Origin of the sequence: Pseudomonas sp. PDM28, assembly GCF_019219115.1 — a bacterium.
Classification (GTDB): domain Bacteria; phylum Pseudomonadota; class Gammaproteobacteria; order Pseudomonadales; family Pseudomonadaceae; genus Aquipseudomonas; species Aquipseudomonas laurylsulfatiphila.
On record NZ_JAHUWG010000006.1, the window covers coordinates 56,149 to 74,633 of the forward strand.

Annotated in this window: 21 protein-coding genes, 1 pseudogene and 1 riboswitch; of the genes and pseudogenes, 11 read left to right on the top strand and 11 right to left on the bottom strand. The window is 60.1% G+C overall.

Annotated elements, in window-relative coordinates:
* Nucleotides 1–6 precede the first annotated feature (6 nt).
* The gene (hemH, locus tag KW841_RS14815; protein ID WP_218477390.1) at nucleotides 7–1,032 is read left to right on the top strand and encodes a ferrochelatase; all 1,026 of its coding nucleotides are present in this window, start codon (nucleotides 7–9) and stop codon (nucleotides 1,030–1,032) included.
* 103 nt (nucleotides 1,033–1,135) lie between these two features.
* On the opposite strand, the gene KW841_RS14820 is transcribed toward hemH, so the two are convergent.
* Both KW841_RS14820 and upp read right to left on the bottom strand, forming a co-directional pair.
* The gene (locus KW841_RS14820; protein ID WP_007973857.1) at nucleotides 1,136–2,410 is read right to left on the bottom strand and encodes a uracil-xanthine permease family protein; all 1,275 of its coding nucleotides are present in this window, start codon (nucleotides 2,408–2,410) and stop codon (nucleotides 1,136–1,138) included.
* Between the two features lie 2 nt (nucleotides 2,411–2,412).
* Nucleotides 2,413–3,051: a uracil phosphoribosyltransferase gene (upp, locus tag KW841_RS14825; RefSeq protein ID WP_007973856.1), complete on the bottom strand. Its 639-nt coding sequence runs from the start codon at nucleotides 3,049–3,051 to the stop codon at nucleotides 2,413–2,415.
* Between the two features lie 165 nt (nucleotides 3,052–3,216).
* Here upp and KW841_RS14830 point away from each other — a divergent pair, with 165 nt between their 5' ends.
* The 4 genes from KW841_RS14830 (at nucleotide 3,217) to KW841_RS14845 (ending at nucleotide 5,270) form a co-directional block, all read left to right on the top strand.
* Nucleotides 3,217–3,774, top strand: a complete 558-nt coding sequence (locus KW841_RS14830) for a hypoxanthine-guanine phosphoribosyltransferase (RefSeq protein WP_008016649.1) — start codon at nucleotides 3,217–3,219, stop codon at nucleotides 3,772–3,774.
* Nucleotides 3,775–3,777: 3 nt separating this feature from the next.
* A complete protein-coding gene (locus KW841_RS14835) occupies nucleotides 3,778–4,251 on the top strand; it encodes a WbuC family cupin fold metalloprotein (RefSeq protein ID WP_218477392.1) in 474 nt (157 codons plus the stop codon).
* A 182-nt stretch (nucleotides 4,252–4,433) separates the two neighbouring features.
* Complete coding sequence (locus tag KW841_RS14840) at nucleotides 4,434–4,919, top strand: hypothetical protein (RefSeq protein WP_218477402.1); 486 nt, start codon at nucleotides 4,434–4,436, stop codon at nucleotides 4,917–4,919.
* Nucleotides 4,920–4,982: 63 nt separating this feature from the next.
* Nucleotides 4,983–5,270 carry a PA4642 family protein gene (locus KW841_RS14845; RefSeq protein WP_218477413.1) on the top strand — a complete coding sequence of 96 codons (288 nt, stop codon included), beginning with the start codon at nucleotides 4,983–4,985 and terminating at the stop codon, nucleotides 5,268–5,270.
* Between the two features lie 155 nt (nucleotides 5,271–5,425).
* Here the strand turns inward: KW841_RS14845 and mqo are convergent, their stop codons facing one another.
* Both mqo and KW841_RS14855 read right to left on the bottom strand, forming a co-directional pair.
* Nucleotides 5,426–6,934 (bottom strand): malate dehydrogenase (quinone), encoded by a 1,509-nt coding sequence (gene mqo / locus KW841_RS14850; RefSeq protein WP_007973849.1) that lies wholly within the window; start codon nucleotides 6,932–6,934, stop codon nucleotides 5,426–5,428.
* 741 nt (nucleotides 6,935–7,675) lie between these two features.
* Nucleotides 7,676–7,915: a hypothetical protein gene (locus KW841_RS14855; protein ID WP_104449387.1), complete on the bottom strand. Its 240-nt coding sequence runs from the start codon at nucleotides 7,913–7,915 to the stop codon at nucleotides 7,676–7,678.
* 202 nt (nucleotides 7,916–8,117) lie between these two features.
* Here KW841_RS14855 and KW841_RS14860 point away from each other — a divergent pair, with 202 nt between their 5' ends.
* Nucleotides 8,118–8,702, top strand: a complete 585-nt coding sequence (locus KW841_RS14860) for a YajG family lipoprotein (protein WP_102701910.1) — start codon at nucleotides 8,118–8,120, stop codon at nucleotides 8,700–8,702.
* A 146-nt stretch (nucleotides 8,703–8,848) separates the two neighbouring features.
* Here KW841_RS14860 and KW841_RS14865 read toward each other — a convergent pair whose 3' ends face one another.
* Nucleotides 8,849–9,055 carry a hypothetical protein gene (locus KW841_RS14865; RefSeq protein WP_085724026.1) on the bottom strand — a complete coding sequence of 69 codons (207 nt, stop codon included), beginning with the start codon at nucleotides 9,053–9,055 and terminating at the stop codon, nucleotides 8,849–8,851.
* Nucleotides 9,056–9,245: 190 nt separating this feature from the next.
* On the opposite strand from KW841_RS14865, the gene KW841_RS14870 reads away from it, so the two are divergent.
* Complete coding sequence (locus KW841_RS14870; RefSeq protein WP_007979321.1) at nucleotides 9,246–9,524, top strand: hypothetical protein; 279 nt, start codon at nucleotides 9,246–9,248, stop codon at nucleotides 9,522–9,524.
* 147 nt (nucleotides 9,525–9,671) lie between these two features.
* Here the strand turns inward: KW841_RS14870 and KW841_RS14875 are convergent, their stop codons facing one another.
* Nucleotides 9,672–10,835, bottom strand: coding sequence for a 1-acyl-sn-glycerol-3-phosphate acyltransferase (locus tag KW841_RS14875; RefSeq protein ID WP_218477416.1), 1,164 nt, complete (start codon nucleotides 10,833–10,835; stop codon nucleotides 9,672–9,674).
* Nucleotides 10,836–10,977: 142 nt separating this feature from the next.
* On the opposite strand from KW841_RS14875, the gene KW841_RS14880 reads away from it, so the two are divergent.
* From KW841_RS14880 to KW841_RS14890, 3 genes are read left to right on the top strand one after another with little or no spacing between them, the layout of a single operon-like run.
* Nucleotides 10,978–11,160 (top strand): CPXCG motif-containing cysteine-rich protein, encoded by a 183-nt coding sequence (locus KW841_RS14880; protein WP_053159662.1) that lies wholly within the window; start codon nucleotides 10,978–10,980, stop codon nucleotides 11,158–11,160.
* Nucleotides 11,161–11,169: 9 nt separating this feature from the next.
* Entirely contained in the window at nucleotides 11,170–11,430 is a 261-nt protein-coding gene (locus tag KW841_RS14885) for a putative signal transducing protein (RefSeq protein ID WP_007979315.1), read from the top strand.
* A gap of 35 nt (nucleotides 11,431–11,465) precedes the next feature.
* Nucleotides 11,466–12,089, top strand: a complete 624-nt coding sequence (locus KW841_RS14890) for an SOS response-associated peptidase (protein ID WP_218477418.1) — start codon at nucleotides 11,466–11,468, stop codon at nucleotides 12,087–12,089.
* A gap of 105 nt (nucleotides 12,090–12,194) precedes the next feature.
* Here KW841_RS14890 and KW841_RS30065 read toward each other — a convergent pair whose 3' ends face one another.
* Together KW841_RS30065 and KW841_RS30070 are read right to left on the bottom strand one after the other, a co-directional pair.
* Nucleotides 12,195–13,037 (bottom strand): methyl-accepting chemotaxis protein, encoded by an 843-nt coding sequence (locus KW841_RS30065; RefSeq protein ID WP_371319513.1) that lies wholly within the window; start codon nucleotides 13,035–13,037, stop codon nucleotides 12,195–12,197.
* A 12-nt stretch (nucleotides 13,038–13,049) separates the two neighbouring features.
* Nucleotides 13,050–14,336 (bottom strand): annotated as a pseudogene (locus KW841_RS30070) (HAMP domain-containing protein); the annotation flags it as partial.
* A gap of 272 nt (nucleotides 14,337–14,608) precedes the next feature.
* Here KW841_RS30070 and KW841_RS14900 point away from each other — a divergent pair.
* Entirely contained in the window at nucleotides 14,609–15,427 is an 819-nt protein-coding gene (locus tag KW841_RS14900) for a M48 family metallopeptidase (protein ID WP_218477432.1), read from the top strand.
* Nucleotides 15,428–15,578: 151 nt separating this feature from the next.
* On the opposite strand, the gene KW841_RS14905 is transcribed toward KW841_RS14900, so the two are convergent.
* The 3 genes from KW841_RS14905 to KW841_RS14915 all read right to left on the bottom strand — a co-directional run bounded on the left by KW841_RS14905 (nucleotide 15,579) and on the right by KW841_RS14915 (nucleotide 18,426).
* Nucleotides 15,579–16,163 carry a TMEM165/GDT1 family protein gene (locus KW841_RS14905; RefSeq protein WP_007972537.1) on the bottom strand — a complete coding sequence of 195 codons (585 nt, stop codon included), beginning with the start codon at nucleotides 16,161–16,163 and terminating at the stop codon, nucleotides 15,579–15,581.
* Between the two features lie 90 nt (nucleotides 16,164–16,253).
* A riboswitch (yybP-ykoY riboswitch) is annotated at nucleotides 16,254–16,376 on the bottom strand.
* Between the two features lie 51 nt (nucleotides 16,377–16,427).
* Entirely contained in the window at nucleotides 16,428–17,426 is a 999-nt protein-coding gene (locus KW841_RS14910) for a class I SAM-dependent methyltransferase (protein ID WP_218477434.1), read from the bottom strand.
* 34 nt (nucleotides 17,427–17,460) lie between these two features.
* Nucleotides 17,461–18,426, bottom strand: a complete 966-nt coding sequence (locus tag KW841_RS14915) for a 2-hydroxyacid dehydrogenase (protein WP_104449381.1) — start codon at nucleotides 18,424–18,426, stop codon at nucleotides 17,461–17,463.
* Nucleotides 18,427–18,485 lie beyond the last annotated feature (59 nt).

The window sequence follows — 18,485 nt, forward strand, 5'->3', positions numbered from 1 at the left end:
TGTTGCATGACCGATCACGCGTTGCTTCTGGTCAACCTGGGTTCACCTGCCTCCACCTCGGTGGCGGATGTGCGCAGCTACCTCAATCAATTTCTGATGGACCCGTACGTGATCGACCTGCCATGGCCGGTTCGACGTTTGCTGGTGTCGCTGATCCTGATCAAGCGTCCCGAGCAGTCGGCCCATGCCTATGCCTCGATCTGGTGGGACGAGGGCTCGCCGCTGGTGGTGCTCAGCCGTCGCCTGCAACAGGCCATGACTGCCCAGTGGCAGCACGGCCCGGTCGAGCTGGCGATGCGCTACGGTGAGCCCTCGATCGAGTCGACGCTGGTGCGCATGGCTGCGGCGGGACATAAGCGAATAACCCTGGCGCCGCTTTATCCACAGTTCGCCGACAGCACCACCACCACGGTGATTGCAGAAGCCAAGCGCGTGCTGCGCGAAAAAGGGCTCGATCTGCAACTGTCGATTCTTCAGCCATTTTATGATCAACCGGAATACATCGACGCATTGGTCGCCAGCGCGAGGCCACATTTGCAGCAGGATTACGATCACTTGCTGCTGAGCTTTCACGGATTGCCGGAGCGACACCTGACCAAGCTCGATCCGACGGGGAAGCATTGCTTCAAGAATGAGGATTGCTGCAAGAACGCGTCGCCAGCGGTATTGGCCACCTGCTATCGCGCGCAATGCCTGCGGACAGCATCGGAGTTTGCCAAGCGCATGGGTTTGCCGGACGGCAAGTGGTCGGTGTCATTCCAGTCGCGCCTGGGACGCGCCAAATGGATCGAACCCTACACCGAGGCGCGCCTCGATGAGTTGGCCAAAAGCGGCGTGAAAAAGATTCTGGTGATGTGCCCGGCGTTCGTTGCCGATTGCATCGAGACCCTGGAAGAGATCGGTGATCGCGGCAAGGAGCAATTCCGCGAGGCGGGGGGAGAGGAGTTGGTGTTGGTGCCGTGCCTCAACGATGACCCGCATTGGGCGCGGGCGTTGAGTGCGTTGTGCGAAAGGGCGCCGTTGGCGCTTTAAAAGCTTCGCGAGCAGGCTCGCTCCCACAGGGGAATGCATTCCAGACTGTGGGAGCGAGCCTGCTCGCGAAAGCTATTTCATTAACAACAAAGCTCTTGAAACACTACAGCAGCGGCTCATTCGCCTTCTTGTGCTTCCAGCTGTCATTGCCCGGCAGGATCAGGTTCAAGCCAATCGCCACCACCGCGCACAGCGCGATGCCTTTGAGGCCGAAGTCGTCCGGCCCGGTGCCGGTGCCGATCAGCACGCCGCCGATCCCGAACACCAGGGTCACCGACACAATCACCAGGTTGCGCGCCTCGCCCAGATCGATCTTGTGGCGGATCAACGTGTTCATCCCCACCGCGGCAATCGAGCCGAACAACAGGCACAGAATCCCGCCCATCACCGGTACCGGAATGCTTTGCAACAGTGCGCCGAACTTGCCGATGAACGCCAGGCTGATGGCGAAGATCGCCGCCCAGGTCATGATTTTCGGGTTGTAGTTCTTGGTCAGCATGACCGCGCCGGTCACTTCGGCGTAAGTGGTGTTGGGCGGGCCGCCAAACAGACCGGCCGCCGTGGTGGCAATGCCGTCGCCGAGCAGGGTGCGGTGCAGGCCGGGTTTCTTCAGGTAATCGCGACCGGTCACGCTACCCACGGCAATCACGCCGCCGATGTGTTCGATTGCCGGGGCCAAAGCCACCGGAACGATGAACAGGATCGCCTGCCAGTTGAATTCCGGCGCAGTGAAGTGAGGAATGGCGAACCAGGGGGCCGCAGCGATCTTCGCGGTATCGACCACGCCGAAGTAGAACGACATGCCGAAGCCGACCAGCACGCCGGAAATGATCGGCACCAGGCGGAAGATGCCCTTGCCGAAAACCGCAACGATCAGCGTGGTCAGCAGCGCAGGCATCGAGATCATCATCGCCGTCTGGTAATGAATCAATTCACTGCCGTCACCGGCCTTGCCCATGGCCATGTTGGCGGCAATCGGTGCCATCGCCAGGCCAATCGAAATGATCACCGGCCCGATCACCACCGGTGGCAGCAGGCGGTCGATGAAACCGGTGCCTTTGATTTTCACCGCTAGGCCGAGGAAGGTATAGACGAAACCTGCCGCCATCACGCCGCCCATGGTCGCGGCCAGGCCGAACTGACCCTTGGCGAGAATGATCGGGGTAATGAAGGCAAAGCTCGATGCCAGGAACACCGGCACCTGACGCCCGGTGACGATCTGGAACAGGATCGTCCCCAGGCCGGCCGTGAACAGCGCCACGTTCGGGTCGAGACCGGTGATCAGCGGCATCAACACCAGGGCACCGAAGGCCACGAACAGCATCTGTGCACCCGACAGCACCGTGCGCCAGAGCGGATCGTTGAACTCTTGCTGCATGCTCACGCGTCCTTCTGCTTGGTGCCGAAGATCTTGTCACCGGCATCGCCCAGACCCGGGATGATGTAGCCATGTTCGTTCAGTTTTTGATCAATGGACGCGGTATAGATGATCACGTCCGGGTGAGCCTTCTCGACCACGGCAATACCTTCTGGCGCAGCGACCAGCACCATGGCACGGATGTCCTTGCAGCCGGCTTTCTTCAGCAGGTCGATGGTTGCAACCATCGAGCCGCCGGTAGCCAGCATCGGGTCGATGATCATGGCCAGGCGTTCGTCGATTTCCGGCACCAGCTTCTCGAGGTAGGTGTGGGCCTCGAGGGTTTCCTCGTTGCGGGCCACACCCACGGCGCTGACTTTGGCGCCCGGGATCAGGCTGAGCACGCCTTCGAGCATGCCGATGCCGGCACGCAGGATCGGCACCACGGTGATTTTCTTGCCGGCGATTTTCTCGACCGACACAGTGCCGCACCAGCCATCGATATCGTAGGATTCCAGCGGCAGGTCTTTGGTGGCTTCATAAGTCAACAGGGCGCCGACTTCCTGAGCGAGCTCACGGAAATTCTTGGTGCTGATGTCTGCGCGGCGCATAAGGCCAAGTTTATGACGGATCAGCGGGTGGCGGATCTCATGGATGGGCATGGGGAAAGGCTCCGGCGGCGGGCAAAAAAACCGGCCTAGATTAATCTATCCGAGGGTGTTGTCCTATAGACATAGAGTACGTTAGTCCACAAACGCTTGATCTGGCCTCGCTTGATGCGTACCTTTGCCCGCTTTTCCTGAATCCGCCATCCCCTGGAGAGCACCATGTCCGCTGATCTCGAGCATATCCGTCAAATCATGCGAGAGGCTGACTGCCTGTACACCGAAGCTGAAGTCGAGGCGGCCATCGCCCGCGTCGGTGCACAAATCAACGAACAAATGGCCGACAGCAACCCGGTGGTGTTCTGCGTGATGAACGGCGGACTGATTTTCTCCGGCAAGCTGCTGACCTATCTGCAGTTCCCGCTGGAAGCGTCCTACCTGCACGCTACCCGCTATCGCAACGAAACCAGCGGCGGCGACCTGTTCTGGAAGGCCAAGCCGGAAGTCTCCTTCATCGACCGTGATGTGTTGATCATCGACGACATCCTCGACGAAGGTCACACCCTGGGCGCGATCATCGACTTCTGTAAACACGCCGGCGCACGTAAAGTGCATACCGCTGTGCTGATCGACAAAGACCACGACCGCAAGGCCCGTCCGGACCTCAAGGCCGATTTCGTCGGCCTGCCGTGCGTCGACCGCTACATCTTCGGTTACGGTATGGACTACAAAGGCTACTGGCGTAACGCCAACGGGATTTTCGCCGTTAAAGGAATGTAAGACATGGATATGCCGCGTTTTCTGGATCAGACCTTGTTCGCCGAGCTGGCCGGGAAAGCCGCGGCCAATCCTCGCGGGCGCCAGCATCACAATTTCCATCAGATGGAAGACGCTTGCCATCGCATGGCGGTGGGGCTGCAACCGTCCACGTATATCCCGCCTCACCGGCACTTGGGCAACAACAAGGCCGAAACCCTGTTGGTCCTCAAAGGCCGCCTCGGCGTGTTGATTTTCGACGAAGCCGGCGCCGTGCTGAGCAAGACAGTTCTGCAGGCCGGTGGCGACTGTGTGGGTGTGGATCTGCCAACTGGCGTATTTCACGGCTTGGTGGTGTTGGAAGCCGATAGCCTGATGTTCGAATGCAAGGCTGGTCCTTACCGTCCTGTCGGTGAAGGTGAGCTGGCGCACTGGGCTCCGCGCGAAGGCGAGCCGGGTGTTGCCGAGTATCAGGCCTGGATGCGCGCGCAATTCGATTGATGTACGCCCCCTGTAGGAGCGAGCTTGCTCGCGATGGACGTTAACGATAACGCGTGATTACTGGTTAAACGCGGCGTTCTTAAGTGCATCGCGAGCAAGCTCGCTCCTACAGGGGGGCGCTGTTCACAGACGTTTTTTTACACCCATGCTAGAGTGCCCGGCCCCGCCCTCCGGAGCCCGTCATGAGTGTTTTGATCCGCTGTTGCGCCGCTCTGGCGCTGACCCTCAGCCTGCCCTTGGCCGCCGCCCCGGCGCCCATGCACAGTCAATTCCTGCCGCCGGACGATCTCACTCTGCGCGCTGCTGATCCCGAGCAGCAGCAACTGATGCAGGTCACCGATTATTCGGTGGTGGTCGGCGCTCAGCGTCAATCCACTCAACAGCCGATTCCGGTCACTTCGCCGTTGCTGATTCGTCTCAAGGGCAAATCCCTGAACAAGGGCGCTACCATCAGTCAGGTGCTGGTCAACTTCGATGGTGAAAGCAAGAGCCTGAAGAAGCCGGTTTACGACGAGCCGAGCAAGACCCTGACCCTTTATTACCCGCTGGCGCAATACCGGGTGGTGATCGACTTGCTGCGTAACGAGACGGTGTATTGCCAGTTTCTCAGCTACGCCAATGGCCATGTCTGGGCCGATCTGCATACCGGCAGCACTCGTGCGCGTTGAGCCCTGTGCCTGCGCGGGGGTAAACTGCCCGCCCCGTGAAATGTCTGCGAGCTGGAGTCGGCAATGCGTAAAGATAAAAAACAAGTGATTGGTGACGAGATCGGCGATGAGCAGATCAAGTTGTTCCTCGATTTCGAACCAGTCGACGCGACTTCTCCGTCCCTGCACAAACTGGTCAAGGCCTACCGTGGCCTGCGCATCGACGATTTCGAGCGTTTCCTGACGTTCTTCGTCGAAGCGGGTTACGACGTAAATGGCAAGGATGAGCACGGCAATGACTTCGTTGCCCTGATCACGGATCAGCGCAATGCGCCGGATTACATCGAGTTGATCGAGAAGGTTCGCGGTTAAGATCAAGAGATCGCAGCCTCGCTTCGCTCGACAGCTCCTACATTGGACCGCGTGTTCCTGTAGGAGCTGTCGAGCGAAGCGAGGCTGCGATCTTTCAAACGCATAAAAAAACGCCCCGCTCTCAGTGAGAACGGGGCGTTTTTCATTGCGCCGAATCAAGCGTAGCTTTCGGTCTCGCTGCTGGCTTCAACCAGTTCCAGGGCAACATTGTTCTGCGTGTTGATCTTGCGATACAGCGCAGCGTCGGTTTCCAGAACCTTCTCCCGGGCCGGGAAGATTTCTGCCAGTTTGCCAGCCCATTCGCCCTTGGCTTTGCTCGGGAAGCATTTCTCGATCAGCTCGAGCATGATCGAAACAGTCACCGATGCACCTGGCGAAGCGCCGAGCAGTGCAGCCAGGGAACCGTCCTTGGCCGCGACCAGTTCGGTACCGAATTGCAGGATGCCGCCTTTTTTCGGGTCTTTCTTGATGATCTGTACCCGTTGGCCGGCCACTTCCAGGCGCCAGTCTTCGGCTTTCGCTTCCGGGTAGAAGCGACGAAGGGACTCCAGGCGCTGCTCCATCGACTGCATCACTTCGCTGACCAGGTACTTGGTCAGGTCCATGTTGTTTTTCGCCACGGCGAGCATCGGGCCGATGTTGCCGGCGCGAACCGACAGCGGCAGGTCCATGAAGGAACCGTGCTTGAGGAACTTGGTGGTGAAACCGGCGTACGGTCCGAACAGCAGCGACTTCTTGCCATCGACCACGCGGGTGTCCAGGTGCGGCACGGACATTGGCGGTGAACCTACGGCAGCCTGGCTGTAGACCTTGGCCTGGTGGTGCTTGACCACTTCCGGGTTGTCGCAGCGCAGCCACTGGCCGCTGATCGGGAAGCCGCCGAAGCCTTTGCTCTCTTCGATGCCCGAGGCTTGCAGCAGCGGCAGTGCCGCGCCGCCAGCGCCGAGGAAGACGAATTTGGCGTCGACTTCACGGGTGTTGCCGCTGTTGACGTCCTTGATGCTGACGGTCCAGCCGCCGTTGTTGCGCTTCAGGCCGGTCACGCGCTTGCAGTACTTGACCTGGGCATCGGGTGCACTGGTCAGGTGCTTGAGCAACTGGTTGGTCAAGGCGCCGAAGTTGACGTCGGTACCATTGATCACGCGGGTGGCGGCAAGGGTTTCGCCGGGGTCGCGCCCAGGCATCATCAATGGCATCCACTCTGCCATTGTCGCCTTGTCTTCGGTGTATTCCATGTCGGCGAAGGCGTGGTGCTTGCTCAGCACCTTGAAGCGTTCCTTGAGGAAGGACACGCCGCTGTCGCCCTGTACGAAACTCAGGTGTGGCACCGGGCTGATAAACGATTTGCACGAGCCGAACGTGCCTTTTTTGGTCAGGTACGACCAGAACTGCTTCGACACCTCGAACTGGGTGTTGATGTGCACGGCTTTCTTGATGTCGACGGCGCCATCGGCTGCCTGCGGCGTGTAGTTGAGCTCACACAGCCCGGCGTGACCGGTACCGGCGTTGTTCCACGGGTTGGAACTCTCCGCGGCACCGGAATCCATCAGCTCGACGACTTCCAGCTTGATCGCGGGGTCGAGCTCTTTGAGCAGGACTGCAAGGGTGGCACTCATGATGCCGGCCCCAACCAGTACTACGTCGACTGCTTCGTTATGCGCCATTTAACGCGTCTCCAAAATCTGCAGCACCAAATTGTCGGCATGGCTGCCAGGTGTTCCGGGGCGTGTCAGTGTGGCCCCAAGGTATCCATGGCAGTATCGCCATGTCCGAATCTTCGCAATTTATCGCAACTTCGACGGACGCTACCTGCCGGGTCTAATAAGAGCCCTATGGACTCATTTCAACGTGCGACTGGCAATTCGACTTATGGTCGATACATCCGTTTGTGCAACCAAATCCGTAGCGGACAGGCTTCAGGCTCCGGTGTTCGAGGAATACTCGGTCCTGTGTCGTTGGGCTGTTGTAGACGCTAATGGTGCATGTTCAGACGCAAAACTATTCATTTGCTCGCCACACTCTTGTGAAGTTGTGAAAACCCGTTTTTTTCACGCTCTTTTGAAGACGTGAACCTCAAAAAGGGCTGTCCCAGCCTGGCACCGTGCCCGGGTGGATTGCCGCCATGGGATACAGGGCAGGCAAAACGGGCAAACAGCTCAGTGACCGAGCGTAATGACAGCTCTGCAGATTCGCGAAAAGTGGAGGTTTTGCTCAACAAAACAGCAAGCGCGCCAGCTTCACTCGATCTGTGTGGGCGGCTCTCTGTGGGCGGAGCGGGGTGTCAACACAAGCGCATTGACGATGCTGCGAGGCCCGATCAGGAGACGTCCTTATAATCGGGGGGAGATTGTATCTAAGAAACGCAGGGAAATGGTCGTGTTTTATGACTTTTATTAGGTGTTTGGTCAGGTCGTCAGCAGTTGCTGTGCACGCGAGCGTGGCTGGTGCGGTTGCGAAACGACGCGAGCGCCGGCCGGCAGCGGCTGATTCAACCAGTTCAGGCGGATTTCCTCGATTTCAACCCAGCCATCTCCCATGGGCTGCAAGCTGCACTGCTTGAAGGCCTGGCAGTGGCCGTTGCGGTCGAGCAGGGCGAAGCAACGGTGCAACGGGCGTGGCGCGAACAGAGAGATCAGATGGCGCATGGTGAAGTACCGTGTGGGGATTGCCAGAAGGTTGCCTGTAGGCCATTACGTGCAAGTGTAGGAGTGGTGACATCTGTGTGACATGAACTGCAATCCCCAGGGTTTGTCAGAGATTTCATCAAACACTGTGAGGTGCTGGTTCCCCGCAGTGGCGCACCGCTATACTGCCGGCCTGTTTGTGCCTGATTCTGGAGAGAAGAGCATGTTGCAACGCCTGTTGTTCGGTTTGATCACTGTGACCAGTTTGACTCTGGTTGGCTGCGCCCACAGCCCGCAACAACTGAGCCCGGAACCCAAGCTGACCGCCCAGTTGGCCCCGGTCGGCCATGGCCAGCCCGTCGTGGTGCGTGTCGTGGACGGTCGCCCGTCGCCGACGCTGGGCACCCGTGGTGGTCTGTATCCGGAGACCAGCGCGATCACCGTGCAGGGCGCGCAGATCCTGCCGAAGCTGCAGGCCCAGGCTGAAGCTGCCGTGCGTCTGTTGGGCTTTACCCCGACGACCAACGCCATGAATGCGCCGCAACTGACCGTGACCCTGGCGGAATTGAAGTACCAGTCGCCCAAGGAAGGCATGTACGTGACCGAGGCCACCATCGGCGCGACGTTCCGCTCGGATGTGCAGAACGCCAACCGTCGCTACAGCGGCCGTTATGGTTCGTCCCTGGACCAGCGCTTCGGCATGGCGCCGAACCAGGAAACCAACACCAAGCTGGTCAGCGATGTGCTGAGCGATGCGTTGACCCGCCTGTTCAAGGACCCGACCGTGGGTCAGATTCTCGGCGAGTAATGCGAGCCCCGTAGGAGCTGCCGAAGGCTGCGATCTTTTGATCTTGATCTTCGGCGGCTCAAGCCTCAAAAATCAAAAGATCGCAGCCTGCGGCAGCTCCTACAGGACGGCGTCGTCAGAAGGATGTCGACAGGAGAAGGGCGTCATCAGGCAGCCTGCGAGTAAAAATCCAGCACACTCACGCCCGTCAGCAAATCCGTTTCCGGTAAATCCGCATGTTGATGCCCACCCAGGGCGCAATACACCAGCCAATGGCGATCCTGAACGTTGAAGGCGAGGCTGCCGACGAGGGCTTGTTGCTCTTCGCTGGGGGTGATGAGGTAGAGACGATCCTGGTTTTCGGCGTGGAGCATGACGTGATCCTTGTCGGTTTCGGGACGCGCATGTTCGCCGATACAGATGACGAAGCCGTGACTCAGGACAGCCATTGATCAAAAGCTTCGTTATTTGTCGGAAACAGAGGGCAGGGGCGCAGGCTTTCGGTAGAATCCGCGCCGCGGTCGCCCGTCCGGCAACTGCTACCTGATTGACCTGAGGTTCGTAATGTCGCTGCACTTGATGACGCTGTTTACCGCCCATCCCGCCAAACTGATCAATCTGCTGGCCTTGCTCTTTGCCTTCCCGGGTGGCTGGCTGCTGCACGCAACCCGTCGCCGCGAACTGCGTGCGATGGCCAGTTTGCAGGCGCAGCGCCAGAGCAGCCCGAACGTAGAGCCCACGCTGGATTGGGCGACCTTGCGCATGAACCGGTTTTTCTACATCTTCGGTTTTGCCTGCATGGGGATGGCGCTGCTGGTGTCCTGGATCAGCACGCAAGTCTGAACCTTTTCAAAGTAAAAGATCGCAGCCTTCGGCAGCTCCTACACGGGATTGATGTACACCTGTAGGAGCTGCCGAAGGCTGCGATCTTTTGATCTTGATTAAAAAACGGCGCCCGAAGGCGCCGTTTTCGTATCCATCCGAACCCGCTTACAGCGGCAACCCTGCCTTCACCCGGTACTGATTACGCACCGGCGTCGCATATTGCAGCACCAGGTAAGGACGATGCTCTTGCGGGCAAGCGTCCAGGCGGCGTTGCCATTCTTCCTGGGCCTTGGCCAGTTCTTCGGCCGGGAACACCTCGGCGGCCTTCGGCACCTGCAACTGCGGATCAGCGTCTTTCCATTGCGCGTAAGCCAAGTAGTGCACCGGGAACAAGCGATAACCGCTGAGGATTTGCTTGTCCATCTCGACCGCCAATTGCTTGGTGTCTTCGAAAAGTTCGGTGATCGGCGCGGCAAAGTTCACATGCACCCGGCCCTTGTAGCCAGTGATGCCCTTGGCGATGCTCACGTCATCCTCGCCTGGCATCTTGGTGTAGCTGCCGGTGGTGGCGCGGATGTAAAGCTCGCGGGCCTTGGCCTGATCGCAGGGGTCGTACTCGTAGCTGATCGAAACAGGGGTCAGGTTCAGCGACTGAATGACTTCGCCGAACGGCTCGTCCTTGCGGCTCATGTGGAACATCTTGAGGATCGCCGATTCGGTACGGTCGTCACCGTCCTTGGCGCGGCCCTCGGCCTGGGCGATCCAGATCGAGGCGCAATCATTGCGGATCGAATGGTTGATATACGCCGAAAGCAATTGATAGGCCGCCATTTTCTCCCGGCGACCGCTGATCGAGCGGTGCACGATGAAGCTCTTGTTCAGGCGCATCAGGTCGCTGACGAAAGGCTTTTGCAGCAGGTTGTCGCCAATGGCAATGCGCGGGGTCGGCAGGCCGGCGTGGTACACGGCGTAGTTGACGAAGGCCGGGTCCATCACGATATCGCGGTGGTTGGCGATAAACAGGTAGGCGCTGCCGGACTTGAATTGCTCCACCCCGGTATAAGTGACACCGTCGGTGGCGCGCTCGATGGTGTGGTCGACGTAAACCTCGACTTTGTCCTGTAACGTGGCCACACAGGTCACGCCGGCAAACTCACGGCGCAGCCGATGGGCTATAAGAGGTTTGAGCGCCCAGCCTAAGGCACCGGCAAAACGCGGGAAGCGGAAGTGGGTGAGGATATCTAGAAACGCCTTGTCGCCGAGCAGCCGGTCCAGCACCGCTGGGACTTCGCTGTCGTCGTAAGGTCGGATGGCATCGAATTCGCCCATCATGCTCTCTTGTTAGAAACGGCTAGGGTAAGTAAAGGTTTTGTTCGAAAACCGGCGGGGCACGGTCTGAAAAAGTAGCCAGACAAAAAAAGCCCTGCAAATAGACCGGCGATTATACGCACAAGTCACCTGGGAGACCGCGATGCTGGAAACTGCGCAGTATGAATGTCCGTATTGTGGTGAGGAGGTAGAGACTACTCTGGATTTGTCCGGTGGCGATCAGACCTACATCGAGGACTGTCAGGTGTGCTGCCGGCCGATAACCTTCGTGTTGCAGGTACATGAAGAGGAATGGCATCTCGAAGTGTTCAGTGAAAACGAATGAGGAGCGTGTATGCAGCGCATCTACGATCCGGAAAACCTGATGGAAGGCGAGTTGCTGCAAGGCATGCTCGCCAGCGAGGGTATCGAGGCGCATCTGGTGGGCCGTGATTTGCTCGGCGGCTCCGGGGAATTGCCGATCTATGGCCTGCTCGGGCTGTCGGTCGAGAACGACCAGGCCGAATACGCCCGCGAGCTGATCACCGCGTACAATGCAGCGCTGCCGCTGTCCGGCGATGAACCGGACAGCTTTCCCGGCACGCTGGTCTGTTAGGCTGGCGTTCGTTTGATCAAGAGCCGTGTTGCCCCATGTGTGGACGTTATGCCCTGTTTCGCTGGAACCCTGCCTTCGCGGCCCTGCCCGGTTTTCCCGCCGACCAGAAGGCGCAGTGGAACATTTCCCCGAATGATTCGGTGTTGATGCTGCGGGCCGAGCCTGACGGTCAGCGCTCGCTTGCCCGCGCCCGATGGGGCCTGACGCCACCCTGGCTGACCGATCTGTCCCGCACCCCGGCCCACGCCCGCGCCGAAACCGTTGCCGAGCAGCCAATGTTTCGCCAGGCCTTGCGCGAGCGCCGCTGCCTGTTGCCGGCCAATGGTTTCTACGAATGGCGCGGCACGACGCGCAAGCGCCCGTATTGGCTGACGCCGGGGGAGGGCTCGTCATTATTTTTTGCGGCGATCTGGGAGGCGTATCCGGTACAGGAGCAGGTGTGGCTCAGTACCGCGGTGATTACCCAGCCAGCGGCGAGCCAGCGGCGACCGTTGATTCTTGATGAGGTGGGGCAGGCCGCTTGGCTCGATCCCGAGACGCCGTTGCATGCTTTGCAAGCCTTGCTGGCCAGTGAACCTGCCGCGTTGCGCGAACGGGTACTGGCCAACATGGTGAATGATCCGAAATTGAATGGGCCGGAGTGTTTGACGCCAGGATGATAGGTTGTCTGTGCTGACGCCATCGCTGGCAAGCCAGCTCCCACAGGGATTTGCGGCGCTCACAAAACCTGTGGGAGCTGGCTTGCCAGCGATGAGGCTCTTGAATTAGACCTTGAACTGATTGATCAACCGCCGCTGCTGTTCCGCCAGCTTGGTCAAATCCGCACTGGCCGCACTCGACTCATCCGCACCGCCGGCCACTTCATTGGCCACCTGGCCGATGTTGATCACGTTGCGGTTGATGTCGTCCGCCACCGCACTTTGCTCCTCGGCCGCGCTGGCGATCTGGGTGTTCATGTCGTTGATCACCGACACCGCCTGAGTAATGGTCTCCAGTGCTTCGGCGGCCTTCGAAGCATGCAGTACGCTTTCGTCCGTGCGGTTCTGGCTGTCCTCCATGACTCGCACCACATCCCGCGTGCCTTGCTGCAGTTGCTGGATCATGGCCTGGATTTCTTCGGTGGCCTTTTGCGTCTTCTGCGCCAGGTTGCGCACCTCGTCGGCCACCACGGCAAAACCCCGGCCCTGTTCACCGGCGCGGGCCGCTTCGATGGCTGCGTTCAGGGCCAGCAGGTTGGTCTGTTCGGCGATCCCGCGAATGGCGGTGAGGATGGCGTTGATGTTTTCGCTGTCCTTGGCCAGGGTCTGCACCACGCCGACGGCCCGGCCGATCTCCACGGCGAGGGCGCCAATCGAGTTCGAGGTGTCGCGCACGATCTGCATGCCTTGGCTGGCGGCTTGATCGGCATGGCTGGCGGCCTGTGCGGCCTGGGTCGCGTTGCGCGCCACGTCCTGGGCGGTGGCGGTCATTTCCTGCACAGCGGTGGCCACCTGATCGATCTCGGCCATTTGCTTGTGTACGCCGGTGTTGGTGCGGATGGCGATGTCGGCGGTGTGTTCCGACGAATCGCTGACGCTCTGCACCGATGTCACCACCTGGGTGATCATCGCCTGCAACTTGGCCAGGAAGGTGTTGAAGCCTTTGGCGATCGAACCCAGTTCATCGGCGCGGTCGCTGGTCAGGCGCCGGGTCAGGTCGCCTTCGCCCTGGGCGATATCGTCGAGCATGGCCACCATCTGCTTGAGCGGACGGGCGATGCCGTGGCCCACCAGCCAGATCACCAGTAAACCGATACCGGCAATCACCAGGCCGACCATCGCCATACCGAAGGTGTCGGATTTACGCTGCGCATCCAGGTCGGCCTGGAGTTTTTGCAGGTCGGCCATGACCGCGTTCAGCGGCAATTGCAGCATCAGGGGCCAGCGCGCATCGGTCTGGCCGATGCCGAACGGCAGGTACAACTCGATCCGGCCCTGGGCCTTGTCGACGGTGTAGGTGACTTCGCCGCGCTTGAGATTGGCCATGTTGGCAATCTGCTTGCTGTCGAGGATATCGCTGACTTTTTCGCCGAATTTGCTCGGATCCTTGGTGTAGGCAACGATGCGGCCATTGCCGCCGATCAGGGCCATTTCCCCGGCGCCGCTGTAGAGTTTCTGATTGGCACCCAGGAGCATTTCCTGAATGAAGTTCACCGACAGGTCGGCGCCAACGATGCCCAGGAAAGCACCGTTGAGCATGATCGGCTCAATAAAGGAGGCGAGCATGACGATTTTGTCGCCCACCTTATAAGGCGCCGGATCGATCACGCAGGATTTTTTGGTTTCTTTCGAGCACAGGTAGTACTCGCTGGCGCGCACGCCGGTGGACAGGGTTTTCTGGTCATCGACGTCCACCAGTTTGTCCTGGCCCAGGGTGCCGTCGTCGTTGCGGAACCACCAGGGCAGGAAGCGCCCGTTGCTGGCGTCGATCCCGACCACCTGGGTGCCGACGTAGGCCGCATCGTTGTGGTCCAGCGCGTCTTTTTCCCAACCGATGTAGGTGCCGAGGATCTTCGGGTTCTTGACTACGTTTTCCTTGATCAGGCCGATCAGTTGCTCACGGCTGAGGCTCAGGGCGGGCTGGCCATCGGCACCGGGCGTGCCGATCAGGGCGTTGACTCGCACCAATCCGCCGGCGATCAGCAGCGGTGCTTCGAGTTCTCGCTGGATCTGGCTGACCTGGGTCTGCGCCAGGGACGTCAGGCGTTGTTCGATGACTTGCTCGAACTGGGCCTGGGTCCGTTCCTGGACCATGTCCTGCGTCCGGGCCCCGGAAAACAGCGCATACACCACCAGCGCTGCCACGACACTAAGGACAATGGCGCCGGCAAGGGCCGCCACGGAAAACTGGATCGACTTGAATTTCATGGGGGCTCCGCACGCGAAAGGACGTCTGCCCGGGTGTATCGGCAGGGTGTCGGGCGGGCATGAGCGCGAGCTGTTGAAACGGCTGCTTTTGCCTGGCGGATGTCGCAAATGAATCAATGCGCGGCGTGACGGGCTGCGGCTCGCTCCGGAATGTGAATTTTTTTCTGCATTGATGAGAGCTTTGGCTGAATTGCGCGTCTTATGTCTATTGTATCTGGCGTCGATACCATTCCATGCCTAGGATACCCGGCATGTTTTCAGGGAGTTTTTCGATGAACAAGACATTGGCTCTATGTGCGCTGAGCGCAGGCCTGCTGCTCGCCGGCTGCCAGTCGGTCAATACCACCAGTGGCGGTGCTGTGGGCGTTGAGCGCAAGCAGTACATGTTCAGCATGTTGTCCTCGCAAGAGGTCGACCAGATGTACGCCCAGTCCTATACAAAGACTGTGAGTGAGGCGAGCAGCAAGGGCGTGCTGGACAAGACCAGTAGCGATGCCAAGCGTGTTCGGATCATTGCTGACCGGCTGATTGCCCAGGCGCCGAACTTTCGTCCGGATGCGGCCCAGTGGAAGTGGGAAGTGAACCTGATCAAGAGCGACGAGCTCAATGCCAACTGTGGTCCTGGCGGCAAGATCTTTGTCTACACCGGGCTGATCGACAGTCTTCAGCTCACTGACGATGAACTTGCCGCGGTCATTGGTCATGAAATCGCCCACGCCTTGCGCGAGCACAGTCGTGAGGCGATGTCCAAGGCATACGGTATCGAAATGGCCAAGCAGGGCGCCGGTGCGTTGCTCGGGGTGGGCCAGGACAGCCTGGCCCTGGCGGACGCTGTAGCCAACTATGGCATGACCTTGCCCAACAGCCGTGGCAATGAAAACGAGGCGGACCTGATCGGCCTGGAACTGGCCGCCCGCGCCGGCTACAACCCGAACGCCGCGATCACCCTGTGGAACAAGATGAGCAAGGCCAGCGAAGGTGCCCCGCCGGAGTTCCTCAGCACGCATCCGTCTTCGAGCAGTCGGACTGCGGCGTTGCAGGCGGCGATTCCGAAAGTCATGCCGTTGTACGAGCAGGCCAAGAAGTCCTGATAGTCATGCGGTAAGGCTGCTGGCCTCTTCGCGAGCAAGCCCGCTCCCACACTGGATATCGGTCGTACACAAAATTTGTGTTCACCGAAGATCAATTGTGGGAGCGGGCTTGCTCGCGAAGAACGATAATGCGGTCTAACGACCTATCGGGTCAAACCCACCCGCTGCTCTGCATCGCCTTGTACACCGCGACAATCGCCAGGATGAAGAACGCCGACGCCGCCAGTCGACGGATCAGGGTCAATGGCAGCTTGTCTGCGGCAAAGTTACCCGCCAGAACCACCGGTACGTTGGCAATCAGCATGCCGGCGGTGGTGCCGATGATCACCAGCCACAACTCCGGATATTGCGCAGCCAGCATCACGGTCGCGATCTGCGTCTTGTCGCCGATTTCTGCCAGGAAGAATGCGATCAGCGTGGTCAGGAACGGACCGAACTTGCGGGCGGTGCTGGCCTCGTCGTCATCCATCTTGTCCGGCACCAGGGTCCACAGGGCGGTCGCGGCAAAGCTCGCGGCGAGGATCCAGTGCAGCATCGTATCCGAGAAGAAACTGCCGACCCAGGCACCGACTGCACCGGCGGCCGCGTGGTTGGCCAGGGTCGCGGCAACAATACCGGCGATGATCGGCCAGGGCTTGCGGAAGCGAGCGGCGAGAATGAGCGCGAGCAGTTGCGTCTTGTCGCCGATTTCGGCCAAGGCAACGATTGCGGTGGGTACGAGCAGTGAATCCAGCATCAGGGGTTTTCCTAAGGGGCGGGTCGACACGGCTATGACACGTACAGCCTTCCCGCCCCGGGTAAGGTGTGCGTGTCATAGGTCTTGTCAAACCCTGCGATCCATCTGGTGTGGATGCTTGGGTCGCATGCGCCATGGTCTGAGGACCAAGTATGTTGACGCATGCCGGACGAGCGTGGCGCTCGTGGGAGACTACTCCCCTAGGACGGAGCGGATTCTGCCTTCGCAGAACCCATTCGGCAAGCCCTCTTTTTCAAAAAGGTTTCAGCCGCGTTTTGCCCGGTAAATTCGAAAGCCCTGTCCTTCGGCCTTGATCGCACACACGCCAAGATGCTCTTCGATCAGCGGTTGATACTTCAGGAAGCTGTTCGCTACCAGGCGAAGTTCGCCGCCGTTTTTCAGATGTTTGGCTGCTTTTCGCAGCAAGTTCTCTGTTGCGAAATAATCGGTGTGCACGCCGACATGAAACGGTGGATTGCTCAGGATCGCACTCAAACCCATAGGCGCGGCGTCGATTCCGTCACCGGTAATCACCTCGGCTTCCAGACCATTGGCCGCCAGGGTCAGGCGACTGCTGGCAGCGGCAAAGGCGTCCACATCCAGCATCGTGACCTGGTTGTGCGGGTAACGACGTTTCACTGCCGCGCCCAGGACTCCTGCGCCGCAACCGAAATCGAGTAAATGACCGCTGGGCAGTTTGTCCAGGTGTTCCAGCAGCAGCGCGCTGCCGCGATCGAGGCGACCATGGCTGAATACCCCCGGCAGGCTGATGACCTTCAGCGGGCCTTCGGCCAGCGGCAGCTCGTAGGTCTGCGCCAGGCTTTCCAGCGGCTTGGCTTCAGGTGCATTGGCCACGGTCACCTGCCAGAGCTGGCAGTGGCGCGCGCTGTCGAGTTTGCGTGGTTTGCCGAACGGGTTGAGTTGTTTGGCGGCACCTTCGATGCCGCTTTTTTTCTCGCCGACCAGGTACAGTTCGCGGCCGGCCAGCCGCGAGGCGAGGGCGTTGAGAATGTAGTCGGTCAGGTCCTTGGCCTTGGGCAGAAACACCACGGCGCTATCTAACCCGCGTTCCGGTGCGTTCACGCCAAAGTGGCTGCGCTCGGGGAAGCGGGCGTCCAGCGCGGCCTGATCGCCGGCGTGCCAGCACCAGCCATGGGCATCGGGCAGGCGGCCCAGCAGGTCGTCGGCGGGCAAACCGGCCAACAACACCGAACCCTGGAATAACTCGGCCTGGCGAAGCAGTACTTCACTGCGCGGATCCATAACTGCTCCCGTGAAAAAAAAGTGCCGCAGTTTATCAACTGACGACCCGCAGCGCCTTACCGCTGAAGTATCCCAGTGCGTTTTCGGTCACTTGGCCAACGATCCGCTGGCGCGCTTCGCGGCTGCCCCAGGCGTTGTGCGGGGTGACGATCAGGCGCGGGATGTCGTGGGCCAGCAGTGGATTGCCGTTGACGGGCGGCTCGACGCTCAGCACGTCAGTGGCGGCGCCGCCCAGATGGCCGTTGCGCAAGGCATCGGCCAGCGCCTGTTCGTCGATCAGGCCGCCGCGGGCGGTGTTGACCAGGAACGCTTCGGGTTTCATCGAGGCCAGTTCGCGGGCACCGATGAAGTGACGGGTGTGTTCGTTGAGCGGGCAGTGCAGGGTCAGGGCATCGACTTGCGGCAGCAGTTCATCCAGTGGCAGGCGGTCCGGCCGGGCAGGGCGCCCGGGAATCTGCCCCAGCAGCACGCGCATGCCGAAGGCTTCAGCCAGCCGTGCGACCGCGCTGCCCAATTCGCCGTGACCCAGCAGGCCAAGGGTTTTGCCTTCGAGTTCGACAATCGGGTAGTCCAGCAAGCAGAACTGTTTGGCCTGTTGCCAGCGGCCTGCACCGACGGCCTTCTGATAGTCGGCCAGGCGCGTGGCCAGGTTGAGCAGCAGCATGATCGTGTGCTGCGCCACCGACGGCGTGCCGTAACCCTGGCAGTTGCACACGGTGATCCCGTGGGCGCGGGCGGCAGCGAGGTCGACGTTGTTGGTGCCGGTGGCGGTGATCAGGATCAGCTTGAGGTCAGGGCTGGCGGCCATGGCGGCGGCGTCGATCAGGATCTTGTTGCTGATGGCGACGGTGGCGCCCTTGAGGTGTTCGATGACTTGATCGGGCAAGGTCTGGGCGAACAGCTGCAATTCGCTGAAACAACTGCGCAGCGGGTTGAGGTCAAGGTCGCCGAGGTCCAGGGACGGGTGGTCGAGGAAAACGGCGCGGCGAGTGTTCGTCATCAACTGTACCTTTTGTGCATTGAACTGAAGGCGTAATCTGCCGAGCCTACCAGATGAAA

Coding starts and splice junctions, on each gene's coding strand:
- KW841_RS14910 (WP_218477434.1), bottom strand. CDS start 17,426: ATGGATCCGCGCAGTGAAGTACTGCTTCGCCAGGCCGAGTTATTCCAG.
- KW841_RS14820 (WP_007973857.1), bottom strand. CDS start 2,410: ATGCAGCAAGAGTTCAACGATCCGCTCTGGCGCACGGTGCTGTCGGGT.
- KW841_RS14905 (WP_007972537.1), bottom strand. CDS start 16,163: ATGCTGGATTCACTGCTCGTACCCACCGCAATCGTTGCCTTGGCCGAA.
- KW841_RS14885 (WP_007979315.1), top strand. CDS start 11,170: ATGCAGCGCATCTACGATCCGGAAAACCTGATGGAAGGCGAGTTGCTG.
- KW841_RS14830 (WP_008016649.1), top strand. CDS start 3,217: ATGTCCGCTGATCTCGAGCATATCCGTCAAATCATGCGAGAGGCTGAC.
- upp (WP_007973856.1), bottom strand. CDS start 3,051: ATGCCCATCCATGAGATCCGCCACCCGCTGATCCGTCATAAACTTGGC.
- KW841_RS14865 (WP_085724026.1), bottom strand. CDS start 9,055: ATGCTCCACGCCGAAAACCAGGATCGTCTCTACCTCATCACCCCCAGC.
- KW841_RS14880 (WP_053159662.1), top strand. CDS start 10,978: ATGCTGGAAACTGCGCAGTATGAATGTCCGTATTGTGGTGAGGAGGTA.
- KW841_RS14855 (WP_104449387.1), bottom strand. CDS start 7,915: ATGCGCCATCTGATCTCTCTGTTCGCGCCACGCCCGTTGCACCGTTGC.
- KW841_RS14915 (WP_104449381.1), bottom strand. CDS start 18,426: ATGACGAACACTCGCCGCGCCGTTTTCCTCGACCACCCGTCCCTGGAC.
- KW841_RS14840 (WP_218477402.1), top strand. CDS start 4,434: ATGAGTGTTTTGATCCGCTGTTGCGCCGCTCTGGCGCTGACCCTCAGC.
- KW841_RS14890 (WP_218477418.1), top strand. CDS start 11,466: ATGTGTGGACGTTATGCCCTGTTTCGCTGGAACCCTGCCTTCGCGGCC.
- hemH (WP_218477390.1), top strand. CDS start 7: ATGACCGATCACGCGTTGCTTCTGGTCAACCTGGGTTCACCTGCCTCC.
- KW841_RS14900 (WP_218477432.1), top strand. CDS start 14,609: ATGAACAAGACATTGGCTCTATGTGCGCTGAGCGCAGGCCTGCTGCTC.
- KW841_RS14835 (WP_218477392.1), top strand. CDS start 3,778: ATGGATATGCCGCGTTTTCTGGATCAGACCTTGTTCGCCGAGCTGGCC.
- KW841_RS30065 (WP_371319513.1), bottom strand. CDS start 13,037: ATGATCACCCAGGTGGTGACATCGGTGCAGAGCGTCAGCGATTCGTCG.
- KW841_RS14860 (WP_102701910.1), top strand. CDS start 8,118: ATGTTGCAACGCCTGTTGTTCGGTTTGATCACTGTGACCAGTTTGACT.
- KW841_RS14875 (WP_218477416.1), bottom strand. CDS start 10,835: ATGGGCGAATTCGATGCCATCCGACCTTACGACGACAGCGAAGTCCCA.
- KW841_RS14870 (WP_007979321.1), top strand. CDS start 9,246: ATGTCGCTGCACTTGATGACGCTGTTTACCGCCCATCCCGCCAAACTG.
- mqo (WP_007973849.1), bottom strand. CDS start 6,934: ATGGCGCATAACGAAGCAGTCGACGTAGTACTGGTTGGGGCCGGCATC.
- KW841_RS14845 (WP_218477413.1), top strand. CDS start 4,983: ATGCGTAAAGATAAAAAACAAGTGATTGGTGACGAGATCGGCGATGAG.